The organism is Priestia sp. SB1 (assembly GCF_038898415.1).
Genome location: NZ_JBBJSS010000004.1, coordinates 465,792 through 484,743, shown reverse-complemented (window position 1 = coordinate 484,743; position 18,952 = coordinate 465,792). Strand labels below are relative to the sequence as shown.

At 38.6% G+C, this 18,952-nt stretch carries 19 protein-coding genes and 1 riboswitch; of the genes, 14 read left to right on the top strand and 5 right to left on the bottom strand.

Annotated elements, in window-relative coordinates; translation table 11 throughout:
* Window positions 1–26: 26 nt before the first annotated feature.
* Both WKH56_RS17610 and WKH56_RS17605 read right to left on the bottom strand, forming a co-directional pair.
* Entirely contained in the window at window positions 27–803 is a 777-nt protein-coding gene (locus WKH56_RS17610) for a 3-hydroxybutyrate dehydrogenase (RefSeq protein WP_063248061.1), read from the bottom strand.
* An 83-nt stretch (window positions 804–886) separates the two neighbouring features.
* Window positions 887–1,168 (bottom strand): acylphosphatase, encoded by a 282-nt coding sequence (locus WKH56_RS17605; RefSeq protein ID WP_013083031.1) that lies wholly within the window; start codon window positions 1,166–1,168, stop codon window positions 887–889.
* 140 nt (window positions 1,169–1,308) lie between these two features.
* Between WKH56_RS17605 and WKH56_RS17600 the strand changes: the two genes are divergently transcribed.
* From WKH56_RS17600 to WKH56_RS17580, 5 genes are all read left to right on the top strand, one after another.
* On the top strand, window positions 1,309–2,526 hold the full coding sequence (locus tag WKH56_RS17600; RefSeq protein ID WP_028413468.1) for an MFS transporter: 1,218 nt from the start codon (window positions 1,309–1,311) through the stop codon (window positions 2,524–2,526).
* Between the two features lie 130 nt (window positions 2,527–2,656).
* The gene (locus WKH56_RS17595) at window positions 2,657–3,667 is read left to right on the top strand and encodes an LLM class flavin-dependent oxidoreductase (protein ID WP_063248060.1); all 1,011 of its coding nucleotides are present in this window, start codon (window positions 2,657–2,659) and stop codon (window positions 3,665–3,667) included.
* Window positions 3,668–3,727: 60 nt separating this feature from the next.
* Window positions 3,728–4,357, top strand: coding sequence for a hypothetical protein (locus tag WKH56_RS17590; protein ID WP_028413466.1), 630 nt, complete (start codon window positions 3,728–3,730; stop codon window positions 4,355–4,357).
* A gap of 27 nt (window positions 4,358–4,384) precedes the next feature.
* Window positions 4,385–5,101 carry a helix-turn-helix transcriptional regulator gene (locus WKH56_RS17585; protein WP_063248059.1) on the top strand — a complete coding sequence of 239 codons (717 nt, stop codon included), beginning with the start codon at window positions 4,385–4,387 and terminating at the stop codon, window positions 5,099–5,101.
* 64 nt (window positions 5,102–5,165) lie between these two features.
* Entirely contained in the window at window positions 5,166–6,050 is an 885-nt protein-coding gene (locus tag WKH56_RS17580) for a DMT family transporter (protein ID WP_063248058.1), read from the top strand.
* A 36-nt stretch (window positions 6,051–6,086) separates the two neighbouring features.
* On the opposite strand, the gene WKH56_RS17575 is transcribed toward WKH56_RS17580, so the two are convergent.
* On the bottom strand, window positions 6,087–7,706 hold the full coding sequence (locus WKH56_RS17575; protein WP_013083037.1) for an ABC-F family ATP-binding cassette domain-containing protein: 1,620 nt from the start codon (window positions 7,704–7,706) through the stop codon (window positions 6,087–6,089).
* A 511-nt stretch (window positions 7,707–8,217) separates the two neighbouring features.
* Here WKH56_RS17575 and WKH56_RS17570 point away from each other — a divergent pair.
* The 3 genes from WKH56_RS17570 to WKH56_RS17560 are packed head-to-tail and all read left to right on the top strand — an operon-like array spanning window position 8,218 to window position 12,115.
* Window positions 8,218–9,789: a spore germination protein gene (locus WKH56_RS17570; protein ID WP_196763262.1), complete on the top strand. Its 1,572-nt coding sequence runs from the start codon at window positions 8,218–8,220 to the stop codon at window positions 9,787–9,789.
* A gap of 3 nt (window positions 9,790–9,792) precedes the next feature.
* Window positions 9,793–10,920 carry a spore germination protein gene (locus WKH56_RS17565; protein WP_342836114.1) on the top strand — a complete coding sequence of 376 codons (1,128 nt, stop codon included), beginning with the start codon at window positions 9,793–9,795 and terminating at the stop codon, window positions 10,918–10,920.
* A complete protein-coding gene (locus WKH56_RS17560) occupies window positions 10,904–12,115 on the top strand; it encodes a Ger(x)C family spore germination protein (protein ID WP_063248055.1) in 1,212 nt (403 codons plus the stop codon). Before WKH56_RS17565 ends, WKH56_RS17560 begins: the two co-directional genes overlap by 17 nt.
* A 136-nt stretch (window positions 12,116–12,251) precedes the next feature.
* Here WKH56_RS17560 and WKH56_RS17555 read toward each other — a convergent pair whose 3' ends face one another.
* Window positions 12,252–12,692 carry a YtoQ family protein gene (locus WKH56_RS17555; protein ID WP_045290397.1) on the bottom strand — a complete coding sequence of 147 codons (441 nt, stop codon included), beginning with the start codon at window positions 12,690–12,692 and terminating at the stop codon, window positions 12,252–12,254.
* A gap of 170 nt (window positions 12,693–12,862) precedes the next feature.
* On the opposite strand from WKH56_RS17555, the gene WKH56_RS17550 reads away from it, so the two are divergent.
* The 3 genes from WKH56_RS17550 (at window position 12,863) to WKH56_RS17540 (ending at window position 16,138) form a co-directional block, all read left to right on the top strand.
* The gene (locus WKH56_RS17550) at window positions 12,863–13,774 is read left to right on the top strand and encodes an ABC transporter ATP-binding protein (RefSeq protein WP_034265850.1); all 912 of its coding nucleotides are present in this window, start codon (window positions 12,863–12,865) and stop codon (window positions 13,772–13,774) included.
* Window positions 13,767–14,534, top strand: coding sequence for an ABC transporter permease (locus WKH56_RS17545; RefSeq protein ID WP_028413458.1), 768 nt, complete (start codon window positions 13,767–13,769; stop codon window positions 14,532–14,534). The genes WKH56_RS17550 and WKH56_RS17545 overlap by 8 nt, the downstream gene beginning before the upstream one ends.
* A gap of 101 nt (window positions 14,535–14,635) precedes the next feature.
* A riboswitch (SAM riboswitch) is annotated at window positions 14,636–14,742 on the top strand.
* Window positions 14,743–14,827: 85 nt separating this feature from the next.
* Window positions 14,828–16,138 (top strand): Na+/H+ antiporter NhaC family protein, encoded by a 1,311-nt coding sequence (locus WKH56_RS17540; protein WP_063248053.1) that lies wholly within the window; start codon window positions 14,828–14,830, stop codon window positions 16,136–16,138.
* A gap of 39 nt (window positions 16,139–16,177) precedes the next feature.
* Here WKH56_RS17540 and WKH56_RS17535 read toward each other — a convergent pair whose 3' ends face one another.
* Window positions 16,178–16,306: a hypothetical protein gene (locus tag WKH56_RS17535; RefSeq protein ID WP_255900788.1), complete on the bottom strand. Its 129-nt coding sequence runs from the start codon at window positions 16,304–16,306 to the stop codon at window positions 16,178–16,180.
* Between the two features lie 124 nt (window positions 16,307–16,430).
* Between WKH56_RS17535 and WKH56_RS17530 the strand changes: the two genes are divergently transcribed.
* From WKH56_RS17530 to splB, 3 genes are all read left to right on the top strand, one after another.
* Window positions 16,431–17,390: a LacI family DNA-binding transcriptional regulator gene (locus WKH56_RS17530; protein WP_048021031.1), complete on the top strand. Its 960-nt coding sequence runs from the start codon at window positions 16,431–16,433 to the stop codon at window positions 17,388–17,390.
* Between the two features lie 85 nt (window positions 17,391–17,475).
* Window positions 17,476–17,724 (top strand): transcriptional regulator SplA domain-containing protein, encoded by a 249-nt coding sequence (locus WKH56_RS17525; protein WP_033578899.1) that lies wholly within the window; start codon window positions 17,476–17,478, stop codon window positions 17,722–17,724.
* A gap of 112 nt (window positions 17,725–17,836) precedes the next feature.
* Complete coding sequence (gene splB / locus WKH56_RS17520; RefSeq protein WP_025752275.1) at window positions 17,837–18,865, top strand: spore photoproduct lyase; 1,029 nt, start codon at window positions 17,837–17,839, stop codon at window positions 18,863–18,865.
* Window positions 18,866–18,952 lie beyond the last annotated feature (87 nt).

Sequence of the window (18,952 nt, the reverse complement as noted above, 5' to 3'; positions counted from 1 at the left end):
GTGCCAGTCTAACTGACACTCTTTTTTTATTGAGCCGTATATCCTCCATCGATCACAGCAGCTTGGCCGGTGACGCCTTTTGCTAAATCACTTGCTAAAAACATTGCGTAGTCTGCAATTTCATCAACTGCCAGCAAGCGTTTTTGAGGAACAAGAGGATAAATAACTTCTTCTAGCACTTTTTCAAGCGCTACATTTCGCGTACGTGCTAAATCTTTTAATTGATTTTGAACAAGCGGTGTGTCAACATAACCAGGGCAAATCGCATTTACCGTAATGCCGTGCTCCGCACCTTCAAGAGCAGCCACTTTCGTTAAGCCAATCACGCCGTGCTTAGCACTGTTGTATGCCGATTTTCCTGAGAAACCAATCAATCCGTTAATGGAAGACATGTTCAAAATGCGGCCGAATTTTTGCTTTTTCATAATAGGAAACGCATGCTTAGTCGCAACAAAAGGTGCAACAAGCATAATTTTCGTTAAAAGTTCAAATTTTTCAGTAGGAAATTCTTCGAGCGGGGAAACAAATTGCATGCCAGCATTGTTAATTAATACATCAAGGCGGCCATATGTTTCAACCGTTTGAGCAATCATTTGTTCAATATCACTTTCATTTGTCACATCTGCTTTAATGCCTAATGCTTCGTAGCCTTTTGTCTTCAATTTGTCTGCTGCTTTCTTAACTCCGTCTTCATTCAAGTCAGTTAAGACAACAGTCGCTCCGTCTTCAGCAAAGCGCTCACCAATTTGATAACCAATACCTTGAGCTGCACCTGTAATTAACACAATTTTGTTTTCAACCATCGTTTTTTCCCCCTTATATGTAGATGATATAAAATCGCTTACTTTTCCATTTTACCAAAAATTATCTTAATTTAGCGAGTATTTTAACTGTACTTTACGCGAAAAGAATGGGTGTGGGAAGGGGTGTTTACTACCTTTACTTCTACATTGCTGACAGAAGCGAACGGCGAGGGACCTTTTTTAATTTCTTCAATAAATTTTTGGATATTACTTTCTTCACCTTCAGCATCAATTTCTACTTTTTGATCGTCTCGATTTCGTACCCATCCGTTAATGGAGCATTCCATTGCTTTTAGCTGCGTGTAGTGACGGAATCCAACCCCTTGAACGCGTCCGTCTACAATCATATGCACATGTTTTTTCACTGTTCTCACCTCACAGGCAATTTTCCCTTTTTTATAAAAAAGAAAACAACTATAATCTTACTTTTCACTGTATAATAGAAAAAGACATTGTAAGACTTTAACAGTTTTAATGTAGATTAAATAAGAAAGAAGGGTTATGAATGCAAGCAGCAGCACGAACGCAGCAAGCGCAGCCGGCGACAATTTACCGTATTTTATTTGCTATTAGTTTAGGACATTTCCTAAATGATTGTATGCAGTCTGTTATACCGGCACTTTTTCCAGTCCTTGAAAAATCGATGAATTTAAACTACACGCAAATCGGCTGGATTGCCTTTGCTTTAAACATGACGTCATCGATTATGCAGCCGGTATTCGGCGTATTTGCCGATAAGCGTCCCTCGCCGTTTTTATTGCCAATTGCAATGTGTTTAAGCATGATTGGTATGGTTGGACTCGCTTTAGCGCCAAATTTTTATTTTGTGATTATATCTGTTTTATTTGTAGGATTCGGATCCGCTATTTTTCACCCGGAAGGTTCTCGCGTAGCGTATATGGCAGCAGGAGGAAAGCGGGGGCTGGCACAGTCTATTTATCAAGTTGGCGGGAATACTGGACAGTCGATGGCTCCGCTGTTTACGGCATTTATCTTTATCGGACTTGGTCAGTTTGGAACAATTTGGTTTACGTTAATTGCAGGTATCGGCGTAGTGGTTCTATACAGCGTCTCTAAATGGTATAAATCAGAGTTAGCTACTCGTCAACGCTTGAAGAAAAAGCAGTCAGATGCTTCATTTACGATGAACAAGCAAATTATTTTTGCGATTGGACTTTTAATTTTTCTTGTTTTTGCACGTTCATGGTACGGAGCCGGCATCCTTAATTTCTTTCAGTTTTATATTATTGAAAAATTTAATTTGCCTATCAAAAGCGCTCAGCTTTACGTTTTTTTATTTATGATTGCAGGGGTGTTTGGAACATTCTTTGGAGGTCCGCTTGCCGATCGTTTCGGAAAACGAAATATTTTATTGTTTTCTATGTTAGGGTCAGTACCGTTTACTTTATTACTCCCTCACGTTTCTCTCGGAGTCGCAGCGCCTCTTTTAATACTAATCGGCTTTATTCTCCAGTCAAGTTTCAGCGTCACGGTCGTCTATGCTCAAGAGCTGATGCCGGGGAAAATTGGCTTGGTTTCCGGCTTAATTGTAGGTCTTGCTTTTGGGATGGGAGCTTTAGGAGCTGTTGTATTCGGTAAATTAGCCGATGTCTTCAGCCTTCAGTTTATTATGCTGTTTTGCAGCTATTTACCAATCCTAGGGCTGTTAACATGGCTGTTGCCGAGCGATAAGCGTGTGAAAGAAATACACGAAGCAAAATAAGAAAAAGAAAAAGCAAACGCGCCTTAGCGTTTGCTTTTTTTATGAGCGTGAAGCAAATTTCAAGACGAATTCATATTTTTCTCCTACAATAGATACAATAGAAATTGAAAATCGAAAGGAAGAATCAGCTATGATTAAGCTAAGCGTATTGGATCAGTCTCCAGTTTCAAGCGGATCAACACCAAAGGAAGCGTTAAAACGTACGGTGGAACTGGCAAAATTAACGGAAAAGTTGGGCTACCACCGCTTTTGGGTAGCGGAACATCATAATACGAACGGTCTTGCAGGCTCATCTCCAACTCTTTTAATGACGCACTTAGCTTCTCAAACGAGCCGAATCCGAATTGGATCTGGAGGAGTCCTTCTTCCTCAATACAGTCCGTATAAAGTAGCAGAAGATGCTCAGCTGCTTGAAAACCTGTTTCCGAATCGAATTGATTTAGGTCTTGGACGCTCACCGGGAGGAGATGCGCTGACGCGGCTAGCGCTTACAGATGGAGTACGTAAAAGCCTCAATGAATTTCCGCGGCAAATTCAGGCGTTAAAAGGACATCTTGAGCATGATTTGCCGTCTGACCATCCGTATTACGGTGTGACAGCTTATCCGTTAAGTGAAACAAAGCCGGAACTGTGGCATCTTGGTATCAATAAAAGAGGAGCAAGATCAGCTGCTGAGCTGGGCATCTCTTTTACGTTTGGACACTTTATTTATTCAGTTGGTGGACAAGAAGCCATTCGTCATTATAAAGAAGAATTTGTCCCTTCTTCCTATCAATCAAAGCCTAACACCAACGTATGTGTATTTGTTGTATGTGCAGAAACAACAGAAGAAGCCGAGGAGCACGCCAAAACGTTGGATGATTGGCTGTTGAAAGTAGCCAAAGGCGGAGACACAACAATTTCATCGATAGAAGAAGTGCGCAATCGTTCTTATTCAGAAGAAGAGCTTAAAAAAATAAGCACCAATCGTCCTCGTATGATCGTAGGAAATCCAGCTGAAGTAAAACAAGGGTTAACTCAGCTGCAGCAAAAATACGATAACGACGAATTTTTAATTATTACAAATATCCATGACTATGAAGCAAAAAAGAAGTCTTATGAATTGCTTGCAGAGCTATTTCCTCAACCCTCATTTTTTTAAGAAAAAGATGGGGTTTTTTTACGTAATTAAATGTTAGAATATTTAAAAAGGAGGAGTGACATGCAAGTAGAGCAAAAAAGTGTAAGCAGCCAAACTAATAAGATTACCTATACATATATTAAAACAGGAGGGCCTCGCATTTGCTTTATGTTTTCAGGGCTAGGCTATACGTACGAAAAGCCCCTGTTGTATTATGTAACGATGCTGATGATAAAACACGGAATTGACGTGGTTCAGATTCACTATACATATTCAAAAGAGCTGATGACAAAGTCTACAGATGAGATTGCAGACGTTATGATGAAAGACATTTGTTTAGTGCTGCAAGACGTTTTGCCTCAAAATAGCTATAAAGATATCATATTTGCAGGGAAATCGCTTGGGACCATTCCTCTAATTCAGCGAGTTATGAAAGATGAAGTTTACAAAGACGCAGTGATGCTTTTACTGACGCCGCTTTTAACAAGAACAGAACTGTTTGAAAGTTTACTAAAAAGCTCTCACAAAGGTCTTCTTGTAATAGGAAGTGGTGATCACTATTATACTGAAGAAGTTTATCGATTAAAAACAAATCCAATGAATATTGCAGTCATCGAAAATGCCGATCATTCATTGGATGTTTTATATGCTCCAGCAGAATCGTTAAGGGTGCTGGGAACCGTTTTGGACGGCATAGAACAGCTTCTGTGAGACAGGAAATAAGGAAAGGAGAACAAAATGGATACGCTACGTGAAATTATTTGCGAAAAAAGAGCCTACAGCTATTCACCTCATACTCATGATCATAACTACAGCCAGCTTTTGTTTCCGCTAGCAGGTGCTCTTGATATTCAAGCAAGCGAGCAGCACTTAACGCTGCAAGAAGGATGCTTTTACATTCCGCCTCGTCAACTGCATACGTATCAAGCTAAAAATACAAATGAATGTTTGGTTGTTGATATTCCTTTGAAATTTACAGAAAGTGCGCATCTTTCTCAAGAAGCAGCTTTTATTCAATGGGATTCAACGTGGAAAGCACTTCGCTACCTGTTACTTGACGGGCTTCAAAAAAGCACTGACAGGGGGGCGCTTGAAGATTTAGTCCGTTACGTTCAGCATTATTTGCCAAAGAAACAAACGTTTAAATCCATTGATTACCTTCATGCTAACTTTAATCAAGAGTTAAACATAGAAAGTCTTGCTAAGCTGGAAAATTATCATCCTGCCTATTTTTCCGCTTGGTTTAAACAAAAAACGGGTTATTCGCCTCAAAGCTATGTAGCGCGTATACGTTTAAATAAAGCAAAAGAACTGTTAAAAGAGACGGGATACTCGGTAACGTATATTGCGCATGAAGTCGGCTATCACAGCTTGTCTTCATTCACTAAATGGTTTGCAAAACAAGAAGGAGTCTCACCGACGCAATATCGAAGTATCTTAAAAACAGACAAATAAGATCATAAAAGCGGAAAAACTTTTTTCTTTCTTTTAGCTATGATAAAAGAAAGGAGATGAAACGATGAATACTTCATTATCAAAAATACTTATTTTATGTGCCGCAGTTTTGTGGGGAACAACAGGAACCGCCCAAGCTTTAGCATCTGCTGAAGCGCATTCCATGGCTATTGGAGCCGTACGTTTAGCGGTAGGGGGACTATCGCTTCTTACAGCTTGTCTTATACAAAGAAAGAATGTGGACGTAAGACGTCTTCCTATTTTGCCTCTTGCGGTTGCTGCAGCAAGTATGGCCGCTTATCAGCCGTTATTTTTTTCCGCTGTTATTAAAACGGGTGTTGCAGTAGGCACAATGGTGGCAATTGGCAGTGCGCCTGTTTTATCAGGAGTATTAGATTACATAGTGTACCGCAAGAAACCTACAAAAAAATGGTTGCTTGCTACGGTTACTGGTATTATAGGGTGCAGCTGCTTGTTGTTAAAAAAAGATACTCAAATCGACGTGATAGGTTTGGGTATGGCGATAGGAGCAGGGGCGTCTTTTGCTTGCTATACGACTGTCAATAAAAAAATTGTTCAGCATGTTGATCCGCAAGTAGGAGCTTCGCTTGTGTTTACAGCCGCCGCCGTTTTACTGATACCATGCTGGTTTATGTACGATATGAGCTGGCTAGTCTCTTTAAATGGAATGGGGATTGCTCTTCATTTAGGAATACTTACGACGGCGATTGCTTATGTATTATTTTCTACAGCGCTTAAGTCAGTGCAAGCGTCTACCGCCGTAACGTTATCGTTAGCAGAGCCCGTTACCGCTTTTTTACTTGGCGTCTTTTTCTTAGGAGAATCTCTAACTTTGGTAAACATGTGCGGAGCAGCACTAGTATTTGCTAGCTTAGCGTTTTTAACGTATTCTCCGAAGTCATCGCTAAATCAAGAGGTGCGTATATAAAAAAATCCCCTTTCTCTATAGAAAGGGGATTTCTTATTAAGCGTACATACTAGCTACTTGTTTTTGCAGGTTGCTGTCTTCTAAATACTCATCGTACGTCATTTGCTTGTCAATTACTCCATTTGGCGTAATTTCAATTACACGATTTGCAATCGTTTCAACGAACTGATGGTCATGAGATGTGAAAATCATTGAACCTTTGTAGCTGATAAGTCCGTTGTTTAGTGCTGTGATTGATTCTAAGTCAAGGTGATTCGTAGGGTCGTCTAGTAAAAGAACGTTTGAACCGCTTAGCATCATTTTAGAAAGCATACAGCGAACTTTTTCTCCTCCGGAAAGAACGTTGGCTTTTTTCAACACTTCTTCACCAGAGAATAGCATTCTGCCTAAGAAACCGCGTAAGAAGCTTTCGCTTTGATCATTAGGTGAATACTGACGCAGCCAGTCTACTAAGTTTAAATCTCCGTTTTCAAAGTACTCGGAGTTGTCTTTTGGGAAAAAGGCTTGAGACGTTGTGACACCCCATTTGTACGTACCGCTGTCTGCTTCCATTTCACCCATTAAAATCTTCATTAATGTTGAATTTGCAAGTTCGTTTCGGCCTACAAGAGCAATTTTATCATCTTTATTCATAATAAAGCTTACGTTATCAAGTACTTTTACGCCGTCAATTGTTTTTGTTAGACCTTCAACGCGAAGTACGTCATTTCCAATCTCACGTTCCGGCGTGAAGTTCACGTACGGATAGCGACGAGAAGAAGGACGGATGTCATCTAATGAAATTTTATCAAGCAATTTTTTACGAGACGTTGCTTGTTTTGATTTCGATGCATTTGCGCTAAAGCGAGCGATAAAGGCTTGAAGCTCTTTAATTTTTTCTTCTTTTTTCTTATTCGCATCTGACGCCATTTTTTGTGCTAATTGACTTGATTCATACCAGAAATCATAGTTACCAACGTAGACTTGGATTTTACTGAAGTCAAGGTCAGCAATGTGCGTACATACTTTGTTTAAGAAGTGACGGTCATGAGATACAACAATGACTGTGTTTTCAAAGTTAATTAAGAACTCTTCTAACCATTGAATTGCTTGAATATCCAAGTTATTCGTAGGCTCATCTAAAAGTAATACATCAGGTTTTCCGAATAAAGCTTGTGCAAGAAGCACTTTTACTTTTTCACTACCCGTTAGTTCAGCCATTTTTTTGGCGTGAAGATCTTCAGAAATACCTAATCCTTTTAAAAGAATAGCTGCTTCTGATTCTGCTTCCCAACCGTTTAATTCAGCAAATTCACCTTCAAGCTCAGCTGCTTTCATTCCGTCTTCATCTGTGAAGTCTGCTTTCATATAAATAGCATCTTTTTCTTGCATTACTTCATAAAGGCGAGCGTGCCCCATAATAACGGTTTTCATCACTTCTTGATCTTCATATTCGAAGTGGTTCTGTTTTAAGACAGCAAGGCGTTCGCCAGGGCCCATATGTACATCACCAGTTTGAGATTCAATTTCACCAGATAAAATTTTTAAAAACGTTGACTTTCCAGCACCGTTTGCGCCGATTAATCCATAACAGTTACCAGGCGTGAATTTAATATTCACATCTTCAAATAACTTTCGGTCGCCAAATCGTAAACTTACATTACTAACTGTAATCATGTATGAGCAGTCCTCCAAATTCAATATCTATAAAATTATACCATTCTTTTTATATAAGAGCGATATGAATACAATAATTCAAACATAAAGTGTAACCGACACTTTAAGCACTCGTCAACCATTTAAGGGATTTTTTGAGCGGTAAAACTTGATTGTTCTAGCATTCACCAAAACATTGAGCGGCAAACCAGTATGTCTAAGCCTTCAGTAGTAAGCTCTTTTTCATTTTTAAGATAGATGTTGTATTCCTTTGTATAAGAAACAAAAAGAAGAATAATACTACCTGGTAAATAAAAGAATTTCTACGAAGTAAACACTGATATTTTACGGATGCTTATTTCTAGAATTGCTTTGTTATAGACATAAATAGGGTGATTATCATGTGGAAATTAGTTGTTTCCTATCTTCCAGAAGGGCCAGTTTTTATCCAAGCTGTTCTGGTTTTTTTCATCCCGTATATAATCTACAAATTATTAAGCGGGATTCGTAATTCAGAGGAAGAGTGATGAAAATGAAAAAATGGAGATCAACAATAAAAAAAATAGGAAACCATGCGAATGAAAAGGAAAACAAACAGGAATTTACATCTCAAAATTCATCTAATCATGTTACGGATTATTTAGCTCTAACTCTAAAAGCAGTTAAAAATGAAATTGGTCATAACTCCGACGTTCATTTTCGGGAGTTTATTATAGGACGCACAGGCATTCAGGCAGCTATTATTTTTGTAGAGGGACTATCAGATAAAGATCTTATTGAAAAACATATTTTGCCATCATTGATGGCTGATTTTTCAAAAGAATACCAACAGGATCAGCTTTACGTAAAGGAAAGCCTTTCAAAACAGTTTATTAAAAGCCAAGTATTATCAATCAGTGATGTAGAAGAGGTTCATTCTATTAAAGAAGTAACATCAAAAGTCTTAACAGGATCTACGGCTCTTTTAATTGACGGAATATCACCTGCTTTAATTCTTGGTACAAGCAAAGTGAAAACAAGGACGATTGAAGAGCCCGTATCAGAAGCATTAGTGAGAGGGCCAAGAGTAGGTTTCACTGAATCTTTAAGTGATAATACTTCTTTACTAAGAGGAAGCGGAGACATTGAAAATTTGTCGCTGGTGAAATTTCAAGTAGGAAAGCGTTCCAAAAAAGACTTAGTTGTTGCTTACATAAAGGAGATTGTTAATACAGAACTAATTGAAGAAGTAGAAAAACGAATTAAAAAAATTGATCTTGATAATGTACCGGAGTCAGGATATGTGGAACAACTCATTGAAGATAATTACCTTAGTCCCTTTCCTCAGGTGCAGAATACGGAGCGTCCCGATCGTGTAATTGCTGCTTTGATGGAAGGGAGAGTAGCCATTTTATTAGACGGGACGCCTTTTGCTTTGATTGTTCCCGTTACGTTTAGCATGATGTTACAGTCGCCGGAAGATTATTATGAAAGGTGGATTCCCGGTACATTCATTCGTTTTCTTCGTTATATTGCAGTGGTTCTTTCCCTTTTTACACCGGCTTTGTATATTGCGTTTATTTCATTTCATCCAGGATTAATTCCGACTAAGTTAGCTATTTCTATTATAGGATCAAGATCTGGTGTTCCGTTTCCCGCCCTTATCGAAGCCTTATTTATGGAATTATCCATCGAAATTTTGAGAGAAGCCGGACTCCGGTTGCCGAAACCAATTGGTCCAGCAATGGGCATTGTCGGTGGGTTAATCATTGGAGAAGCTGCGGTGCAGGCAGGAATCGTTAGCCCTATTTTGGTGATTGTAGTAGCTTTAACTGCCATTTCATCGTTTTCTATTCCGCAATATAGTGTAGGAATCACATTGCGTATTCTTCGGTTTGTAGCCATGCTTTGTGCCGCCATACTTGGATTATATGGCGTCATCTTATTTTTCCTTTTTATGATGAGCCATTTAGTGAAACTAAAAAGTTTCGGCGTACCTTATATGAGTCCAGCTGTTCCTTATCGTTTAAGTGAATGGAAAGACTTGGTAGCTCGGATGCCTCTGATGATGATGAAACGACGTCCAAAGATGATGCACACCAAAGATCCTCTGCGAAAAGGGTAGCTTATGACGAAAGGAAGTGAGCTGTGGGTAATGATCAATTCAAACGATCGTATTACGACACCTCAAGCAACTGTGGTTGTTATCAATTTTATACTTGGAACAGGAATTCTTACCTTGCCCCGGACAGTTGCGGAACAAGTAAAAACACCAGATGTTTGGTTAAGTGTTATTTTAGGCGGAATAATTGCCATGATAGCAGGAGTAATTATGGTGAAATTAAGTCAAAGCTTCCCTGAAAAAACCTTTTATCAATACAGCCAAGAAATTGTAGGGAAATGGATGGGCAAGTTATTTAGTTTCTTCATAATCGGTTATTTTTTAGTACTTGGTGGGTTTCATGCTCGTTCATTGGCAGAAGTAACAGGATATCTACTGTTGGAAGGAACCCCTAAATGGGCTATTATTATGCCCTTTATGTGGGCAAGTCTCTACCTAATCAGAGGGGGGATAAATCCAATCGCTCGTCTATTTGAGATTATATTACCTATTACAGTTATTCTTTTTTTACTTGTTGCCTTTATGAGTATCAAAATATTTGAAGTAGACAATCTGCGCCCGGTACTAGGTTCAGGTATCACCCCGGTGCTAAAAGGCATAAAAACAACTGCTCTTGCATTTACGGGTCCTGAAATCATGTTAATCATTTTAGCTTTTATGAAAGAACCACACAAAGCAGGAAAAGCTGTACTAGTTGGAATTACTATTCCTTTATTCATTTATGTGATTACTGTTGTAATGGTGATCGGAGCGTTATCTGTTGATGGGGTAGTTACAAGAACATGGCCCACACTTGATTTGATACGAAGTTTTGAGCTGACCGGTTTGATTTTTGAACGATTTGATTCTCTGTTGCTGGTGGTATGGATTATGCAAATGTTTACTTCTTTTACTGTTAACCATTATGCTGCTTCATTAGGACTATCTCAACTTTTCCAAAAGAACATTCATCTATTTATGTATGGCGTGCTTCCCGTTATTTATCTTATTTCCATGATCCCCAAAAACATCAATGATGTATTTAAAGTAGGGGATATGGTTGGCAACGCTGCCTTGGTTTTATTTGGCTTTTTGCCGCTGCTTCTTCTCATCATTTCAAAAGTAAAGGGGAGAAAGTATGAAACAAACCTCTAATCACGTACAGTTTTTATTGGTTTTACTTTCTGTTTTTTTGCTCGCTCCTCTGGCAGGCTGCTGGAGTAGTCATGAAATTGAAGAACGAAGTTTAGGGGTAGGTGTGGCGCTTGATAAGGGGAAGGAGTCTATGATTGAAAAAGAATTTGATGAAAAAGGAGGGGGATATGCGAGAAAGAACCTGATTACTTCAACCTATCAACTTATCACCCCACAAGTGGCAAGTTCAACCACTAAACAAGGAGGTCCTCAACAGAAATCTTATGTGAATGTGTCTGAAACAGGAGATTCTGCTTTTCAAATGCTTCGTGAATTATCTTTAAGAAGTGATACCCCTTTAACTAGTCCCCATATGAAAGTGATGGTTATCGGTGAGGCCCTTGCACGATCGTATAGTTTGGAACAATTAGTGGATCAAAGTCTTCGTGACAATGATTTTAGACCAAGTTGTCTGATGTTTATTAGTAAAGGGAGAGCAAGCGACACACTCGAATCAAAAGCAGCAGGGGAAATCCCAGCATTTCGTTTGTCTACAATGGTGAAAAATGCCTATCGAACAACGAGAATTTTACCTCCCATGCCGCTTATTAAACTAGAGAGCAAAATCCAATCACGGTCTAGTTTTCTGTTGCAAAATGTAGTATCAGCAAATGGAGAAATCAAATTTGCGGGTGCAGGTATAATTAAAGGAAAAACAAACAAAATGATTGGTTTTTTGAATGAAGAAGAACTAGATGGTCTGACCTGGATCACAGGTAAAGGAAAAGGTGGCCTAGTAAAAAGCTTTGATAAAAAGACCGGTCAGCTGATTGTATATGAAATAGAGTCTATGAAAAGTCACATTCAACCTCATGTTAAAGGAAATAATATCTCTTTTGATGTACACATTGAATCAGTGGGAAGGCTATCTGAAAGTTGGATGACCTCAGGGAGCTCTTTTAACAATCAATTTTTACAGAACGCGCAAAAAACTTCAGAAAAAAAAGTAAAGCACCTGGTAAGAAACGTATTAGAAAAAATGCAAACAAAATATAAAGTTGATGTTGCAGGTTTCGGAAATCAATTGAGAATTAAGAGGCCCAGAGTATGGATGAGGGTTAAAGACAATTGGGATCAAACATTTAGTGAAGTGCCAATTAACTATGATGTGAAGTTAACGATTAAAGATTATGGAGCATCCGGGTCAAAAAAGTAAGCACCCCACTATAACTTTGTTTATCTTTATGTCAAAAATGAAAAAATCCCCCCAAAGAAATACTCATCACATGCTTCGTACGGAGCCCTCAATAAATAATAAATAAGAGCTGCCAATTTTGGACAGCTCTTATTTATTATTCAAAAATATAAGCTAATGCTTGAAGAGCCTGTTCTGGCGTTTCGACTACAACTTGGGCTTTGTTTGACAGTTCTTTAAGCGGGTGGTGCAGTTTTTCAGGGCGAACCAAAATTAGCGGTTTATCTAATGCGATGGCTGTCGCCGCATCCATTGCGCTGTTCCACTGTTTGTATTTTTCACCAAATAAAGCAATGACCACATCAGATTTTTTAAGGAGCACCTGCGTGCGTAAATTATTAATTTGAGAAGCAGCTTCATCTTTTAAGACAGCATTAGGCTGTTTTCCTAAAATTTCTTCTCCAATGTTGTCGGAGCGGTCATGGTCTGTCATGGGACCGACAAAGGTAAGGGGAAGGTTTAATTGTTCTGCTTGGTTTTTAATTTCGTCTCGCCAGTTATCGTGAATTTGCCCGGCAAGGTATATGGTTAAGTTCATTATGTAGAAGTCCTCCTCTAACTAAGATTTGTTTTATTTTATCAAATGTAAGCGAATAATACGAATGATTTGAATGGGCTACTTTTCCAAAAATAAGGTTATAGTAGACAAATAGTTAAAAAAGAGAAACAATAGAAGGCGTATTGCTAATTAAAGAAAGGATGTACATGATGACAGAAACAGTGCTACAAGTAGATCATGTCAGTAAAGTAATTGGGAAGAAAACCATTTTGCATGATGTATCCTTATCGGTTGAGCGCGGTGAGATTTTCGGATTGCTTGGTCCGAACGGATCTGGAAAAACAACGCTCATTCGTACCGTCGTAGGACTCATTAAAGAAACAAAGGGAACAATTACCGTCAATGGTTTTCCTTTAAAAGAACAGTTTACATCAGCTATGAAATCAATTGGAGCGATTATTGAAAATCCTGAGTTTTATGATTATCTGACGGGCTATCAAAATTTAAAACACTTTGCGAATATGCATGAAGGGATCACAGCAGAACGCTTGGATGAAGTGATTGCGCTAGTAAAGCTTGAAAACAGCATTCATGCAAAAGTGAAGACGTATTCCCTTGGGATGAGACAGCGTTTAGGAGTAGCTCAAGCTATTTTACATAAGCCTGCATTGCTTTTACTAGACGAACCAACAAATGGTCTAGACCCAGCGGGAATGAGAGAATTTCGTACATATTTACAAACCCTCTGCAGGGAAGAAGGTATTTCAATTTTAATCGCGAGCCACTTATTAAAAGAAGTGGAAGCATTATGTGACCGCGTTGGTATTATTCAAAACGGCGAGTTAAAAGCTGTTCAAGATCTATCTCCAAATCGTCAAGATCAAGGGATGTATGTAGAATTTGAAGTATCTGACGTGCAACAAGCAGCGGATCTTTTATCTCAAGAATTCCAAGTAACAATAAAATCCGATAGTATTGATGTAGTGATTATGAAAGAACAAATTCCAGCTGTGAATAGAAAATTAGTGGACAGCGATATTTTAGTCTACCGAATCACTCCTGTTTATGAGACGCTTGAAGATTCGTTTATGTCCGTTACGGAGGGAGAGCACCATGCTTAAGTTAATTCAAAATGAACATATGAAATGGTTTTACAAAAGAAGTACAAAAGTCACGTTTATTACAATCGGCATCTTAACTCTTTGTATGGCTCTTTTAATGAAGAAAGTAGCAAACAGCGCAGGAACGGAAGACAACATATTGAATTTCCTGTCATTTAGTGCAGGCATGCTGATCCTCGTTCAATTTTTCGCGCTTGCTGTTGGAGGATCAATGGTTGCAAAAGAGTTTGAAGCGGGTACCATTAAGCTTCTTTTAATTCGCCCTGCTAGACGTTCAACGATTTTAACGTCCAAGTACATAACGCTCATTTTAATTAGCTTGTATTATTTGCTGAGCTATTTGCTTTTTTCGTTTGTATGGGGAGCATTGTTCTTTGGATTTGCCAGTCTAGAAGGAGATGCGCAGCTGCTTAAAAACATTACGCTTACGTATGACAGCGCGTATATGGAAACGTTTATGATGATGACGTTCGCATTCATGCTGTCGTCTTTATTTAGAAACAGCGCGCTTGCTTCAAGTCTAGCTATTGTCGTAAGTATTGGGGCGAAAGCAGTAACTGGGATAGTATCACAGTTTGGTCTATGGTGGGGGAAATTTTTACTGTTCGCCAACACAAACTTTGTGCAGTATATGGACGGAATGAAGACGATGTTTGACGGAATGACAATTCCATTTTCAATCTTCATCTTAGTTGCACACTTTGTCTTCTTTATGGGCGTAGCATGGGTGGCGTTTTTAAAACGTGACGTAGCTAATTGATGTGAGAATTTTCACACTATATATTTTTCTAAAATAGCATTTGACAATTAAATAAAAAGAGATTACAGTAGTGAAAGACTATTTTTAAAACAACTACAAACTTCTTATCAAGAGAGACGGAGGGACTGGCCCTACGATGTCTCGGCAACTGGCTGTACGCAGTGCGGTGCCAAATCCAGCAGACGATGTTTCGTTTGGAAGATGAGAAGGGTAATCTTATGATACAAATAAGAGACCTCTTCTTATCAATAAGAAGAGGTCTTTTTTTATTACGTAAACAAGAGGTGTTAAGAATGGAACAACAAAAAGGAAACGGCTGGGCGCTGTTACCGCTGGGCGTCTTTTTAGTCCTGTTTGTCGGATCAGGAATTATAACGGGAGATTTTTATAAGCTGCCTGTATTAGTAGCTATTATCATTGCAGCCATTGTGGCGCTGGCTATGAACCGCAAAGATTCACTTAATGTAAAAGTGGAACGCTTTGCTAAAGGAGCAGGGCATCCTGATATCATTATTATGGTACTTATTTTTATTTTAGCAGGTGCTTTTTCAGAAGTCGCTAAAGGCATGGGAGCTGTTGATTCAACGGTAAACTTAGCTCTGTCTGTGCTTCCGCAAAGCTTAGTGGTAGTCGGAATCTTTGTTATTGGCGCATTCATTTCAATTTCGATGGGAACGTCAATGGGAACGATCGCTGCGTTAGGGCCTATCGCTGTAGGAATCAGTGAGCAGGCGCATGTATCCATTACATTGGCAATTGCTGCTGTTGTTGGTGGTGCAATGTTTGGAGATAATTTATCCGTAATCTCTGATACGACCATTGCGGCAGTTCGTACGCAAAAAACAAATATGTCAGATAAATTAAAAGTAAACTTTTTCATTGTCCTTCCTGCAGCGATTGTTACAGTGATTTTATTACTTGTAATGACGCTAGGCAATACGTCATCAGTAGAAATTAAAGATTTTAGCTGGTTTAAAATCTTGCCTTATGTCGGCGTACTCGTTGCTGCCATATTTGGTGCAAACGTATTAAGCATTTTAACCGGAGGAATTGTATTAGCCGGCGTAATTGGATTAGCTGACGGAAGCTACACGCTTTCTTCTCTTGCTAAAACTGTGACAGAAGGTATTGGCGGAATGTCGGAATTAATTATTTTATCTCTTTTAATTGGCGGAATGGTTGAACTCATTCGCTATAACGGCGGTATTCAGTTCTTATTGAACCTATTAACACGACGCATTCAAACAAAAAAAGGCGGAGAATTCAGTATCGCGGGATTAGTAAGTTTAACCAATTTAGCCACGGCTAATAACACGATTTCAATTATTACAGCAGGTCCGTTAGCGAAAGAAATCTCTGATAAGTATTCAATTGACAATCGTAAATCAGCCAGTCTGCTCGACTTGTTTTCATGCAGCGTTCAAGGGCTTATCCCTTACGGTGCACAAATGCTTCTAGCAGCAGGATTTGCTAAAGTTTCACCGATTGAGGTTATTCCATTTACATTCTATCCAATGTTAACAGCGGTTTGCGGTATCATTGCAATTGTAATTGGCTTTCCTCGTTTAAATAAAAAATCAAAATCATCTAAAGAAGCTGCGTAATATCAAACCCTTAAAAAGAACATTCTTTTTAAGGGTTTTTTACTGTTTGAAAAAATCAGTCTGCTTTTTTTCATCTAGCTCCTTCCAAAGTGTCTCATTTTGTTTAAGTGCATAAGCCGCTCCTCCGATTTCAATTCCGCATAATAAAATGAATAATAAAATACCCATGATATGACCTCCTTATATAAGTGAATAAAAACATGATTGTAACGGGTTTAGCTTATTGCTTTTTCACTTTATAATGAGAATAAAGTATGAAACGCGTTTCAGCGCAAGAGAAAAAGGTGAAAACATGACAAATATCCGAGATATCGCAAAAAAAGCTGGTGTATCTGTTTCGACCGTGTCACGGGTTTTAAATCATCATCCGTATGTAAAAGAAGAAAAGCGCCGTCTGGTAGAAGAATTAATTCAAGAACTTAATTACGAACAAAACATTAATGCCGTTCACTTATCAAAAGGGAAAACAAATATGATTGCCGTCGTCTTGCCTTTTATTAATCATCCTTATTTCAGTCTGCTTTTAGAAGGAGTGGCCTCTCAAGCGTTAGAAAAGCAGTATCAGCTTGTTATTTGTCAGACGAACTATGATGTAAAAAAAGAAGAAGAAGCGCTTCATATGCTAAAAACAAAGCAGGTTGATGGAGTGATTATTTGTTCTAGAGCAAGCAGCTGGAGCACGATTGAATGCTATCAGCAGTACGGGCCGATAGCCGTGTGCGAAAACGTACAAAATCGTTCTATTCGCTCCGTATACGTTGATCATTATGCAGCTTTTAAGAAAGCGCTCATGTATTTAAAAGAAAAAGGATATACGGATATTGGCTACTGTATTGGAAGAATGACGGGTACAAATAGTCAACAGAGGCAGCAAGCATACAAAGAATATGTAGAAAGAATAAATGAGCCTTATCATCCGGAATGGGTGTTTCAAGGCTGTTTGAACGTGACAGATGGTGAAAAAGTGGTAAAAAAATTGGTGCAGATGAAAAATCGGCCTCAGGCGCTTTTAGTAACAAACGATCAAGTCGCTATTGGTATAAAAGCTCAGTGCGAACAAGCGGGTATATCAGTTCCAGGCAATTTAGCTATTATTGGTTTTGATAATCATCCGCTTTCTTCTTATTTACAAATCACAACGATCGAACTTCCTCTCAAAGAAATGGGCGAAACGCTTTTTAAACTAGTCAGGAGCAAGGATCCTCAAAAAATTGAGCTTCCTTTTCGGTTTATTGAGCGTAAAAGCGTATAAATTCTTGATGATCTCACCACGTGTTTTTATCGGATAAAATGAATAAAAGCGGACATCATACGAGTAAAGAAAGAAGAAAAGGATGATGATTGTGGAGAAAAAAGAATATCAAGTAGGAGATCAAGTATTTGTTATTTACCGAAATCCTCATACGGCAAACGTTGCCAATATTAATCAAGCTGAAATTGTTGAACATCCTGAAAATAAAGGTGAAAAAGCGCTGTTTCTGCATGAGTCTTATCATTTGTTAGCTGAAGATGATGCTGTGTATTCAACGTATGAAGAAGCAGAGAACATGTATAACAAGATATTTGATTATGAACAATATGATTGACGAAAGGCTCTCTTAAATAGAGAGTCTTTTTTGATGTGGAAAATAATTACCATGGATAGAGTCTTTTTATTTTTCAAACGCTATTAGTATTAGAAAAAAGGAAGTGTACATGATGATAAAACCTTTTGTACCTCAATTAGTATACATTGAGCCAGGGGCAATGGAGTACCCGCTTGGTGTTCAATTAAAAGAAAAATTTGAGAAGATGGGAATTGAGATTCGTCAAACAACTTCTCATAATCAAGTGCGTAATATACCGGGAAAAAATGATTTGCAAAAATACCGCAATGCCAAGTCCACTTTAGTAGTTGGTGTGCGTAAAACCTTGAAATTTGATACATCTAAACCGTCAGCTGAATATGCAATACCTTTTGCAACAGGGTGTATGGGGCACTGTCACTATTGTTATTTGCAGACAACAATGGGAAGCAAACCATATATTCGCACGTACGTGAATGTGGAAGAAATATTAGGTCAAGCAGAGCAATATATGCAGGAAAGAGCCCCTCAAATAACGCGATTTGAAGCGGCTTGTACATCTGATATCGTAGGAATTGATCATTTAACACATTCATTAAAGCGCGCGATTGAATATTTTGGGGAAAGTGAACTAGGTCAACTGCGCTTTGTGACTAAGTTTCATCACGTGGATCATTTATTGGATGCTAAACATAATGGTCGCACGCGCTTTCGCTTTAGCATAAACGCAGATTATGTTATAAAAAACTTTGAACCTGGTACATCTCCTCTTGATTATCGGATTGAAGCTGCTAATAAAGTTGCAAAAGCCGGATATCCACTTGGCTTTATTGTGGCGCCTATTTACATTCATGAAGGTTGGCAAGAGGGATACCGTCAGCTGTTTGAAAAGCTTGATGCTTCTATACCTGAAGAGTCAAGAGATGATATTACGTTTGAAATGATTCAGCATCGCTTCACCAAGCCGGCCAAACGGGTGATTGAGAAAAACTATCCGAAAACAAAGCTTGAGATGAATGAAGAAGAGCGCCGCTACAAATGGGGGCGTTACGGGATTGGAAAGTATGTATACGCAAAAGATGAAGAACAAGAATTAAGAGAGACGTTGGAATATTACATTGATCAGTATTTTCCAAATGCGAAAATCGAGTATTTTACGTAATTATTCTACAGTAATTGAAGAGTTATTTTGACATCTTAGTCGAGATAGCTTTTCAATTTTTAATGTGAAAAATAAATTGGTTGCTAA

Excerpts from the sequence above, each read along its gene's own strand:
- WKH56_RS17610 (WP_063248061.1), bottom strand. The coding sequence starts at position 803 with ATGGTTGAAAACAAAATTGTGTTAATTACAGGTGCAGCTCAAGGTATT.
- WKH56_RS17600 (WP_028413468.1), top strand. The coding sequence starts at position 1,309 with ATGCAAGCAGCAGCACGAACGCAGCAAGCGCAGCCGGCGACAATTTAC.
- WKH56_RS17595 (WP_063248060.1), top strand. The coding sequence starts at position 2,657 with ATGATTAAGCTAAGCGTATTGGATCAGTCTCCAGTTTCAAGCGGATCA.
- WKH56_RS17590 (WP_028413466.1), top strand. The coding sequence starts at position 3,728 with ATGCAAGTAGAGCAAAAAAGTGTAAGCAGCCAAACTAATAAGATTACC.
- WKH56_RS17585 (WP_063248059.1), top strand. The coding sequence starts at position 4,385 with ATGGATACGCTACGTGAAATTATTTGCGAAAAAAGAGCCTACAGCTAT.
- WKH56_RS17580 (WP_063248058.1), top strand. The coding sequence starts at position 5,166 with ATGAATACTTCATTATCAAAAATACTTATTTTATGTGCCGCAGTTTTG.
- WKH56_RS17575 (WP_013083037.1), bottom strand. The coding sequence starts at position 7,706 with ATGATTACAGTTAGTAATGTAAGTTTACGATTTGGCGACCGAAAGTTA.
- WKH56_RS17570 (WP_196763262.1), top strand. The coding sequence starts at position 8,218 with ATGAAAAAATGGAGATCAACAATAAAAAAAATAGGAAACCATGCGAAT.
- WKH56_RS17565 (WP_342836114.1), top strand. The coding sequence starts at position 9,793 with ATGACGAAAGGAAGTGAGCTGTGGGTAATGATCAATTCAAACGATCGT.
- WKH56_RS17560 (WP_063248055.1), top strand. The coding sequence starts at position 10,904 with ATGAAACAAACCTCTAATCACGTACAGTTTTTATTGGTTTTACTTTCT.
- WKH56_RS17555 (WP_045290397.1), bottom strand. The coding sequence starts at position 12,692 with ATGAACTTAACCATATACCTTGCCGGGCAAATTCACGATAACTGGCGA.
- WKH56_RS17550 (WP_034265850.1), top strand. The coding sequence starts at position 12,863 with ATGACAGAAACAGTGCTACAAGTAGATCATGTCAGTAAAGTAATTGGG.
- WKH56_RS17545 (WP_028413458.1), top strand. The coding sequence starts at position 13,767 with ATGCTTAAGTTAATTCAAAATGAACATATGAAATGGTTTTACAAAAGA.
- WKH56_RS17540 (WP_063248053.1), top strand. The coding sequence starts at position 14,828 with ATGGAACAACAAAAAGGAAACGGCTGGGCGCTGTTACCGCTGGGCGTC.
- WKH56_RS17535 (WP_255900788.1), bottom strand. The coding sequence starts at position 16,306 with ATGGGTATTTTATTATTCATTTTATTATGCGGAATTGAAATCGGAGGA.
- WKH56_RS17530 (WP_048021031.1), top strand. The coding sequence starts at position 16,431 with ATGACAAATATCCGAGATATCGCAAAAAAAGCTGGTGTATCTGTTTCG.
- WKH56_RS17525 (WP_033578899.1), top strand. The coding sequence starts at position 17,476 with ATGATTGTGGAGAAAAAAGAATATCAAGTAGGAGATCAAGTATTTGTT.
- splB (WP_025752275.1), top strand. The coding sequence starts at position 17,837 with ATGATAAAACCTTTTGTACCTCAATTAGTATACATTGAGCCAGGGGCA.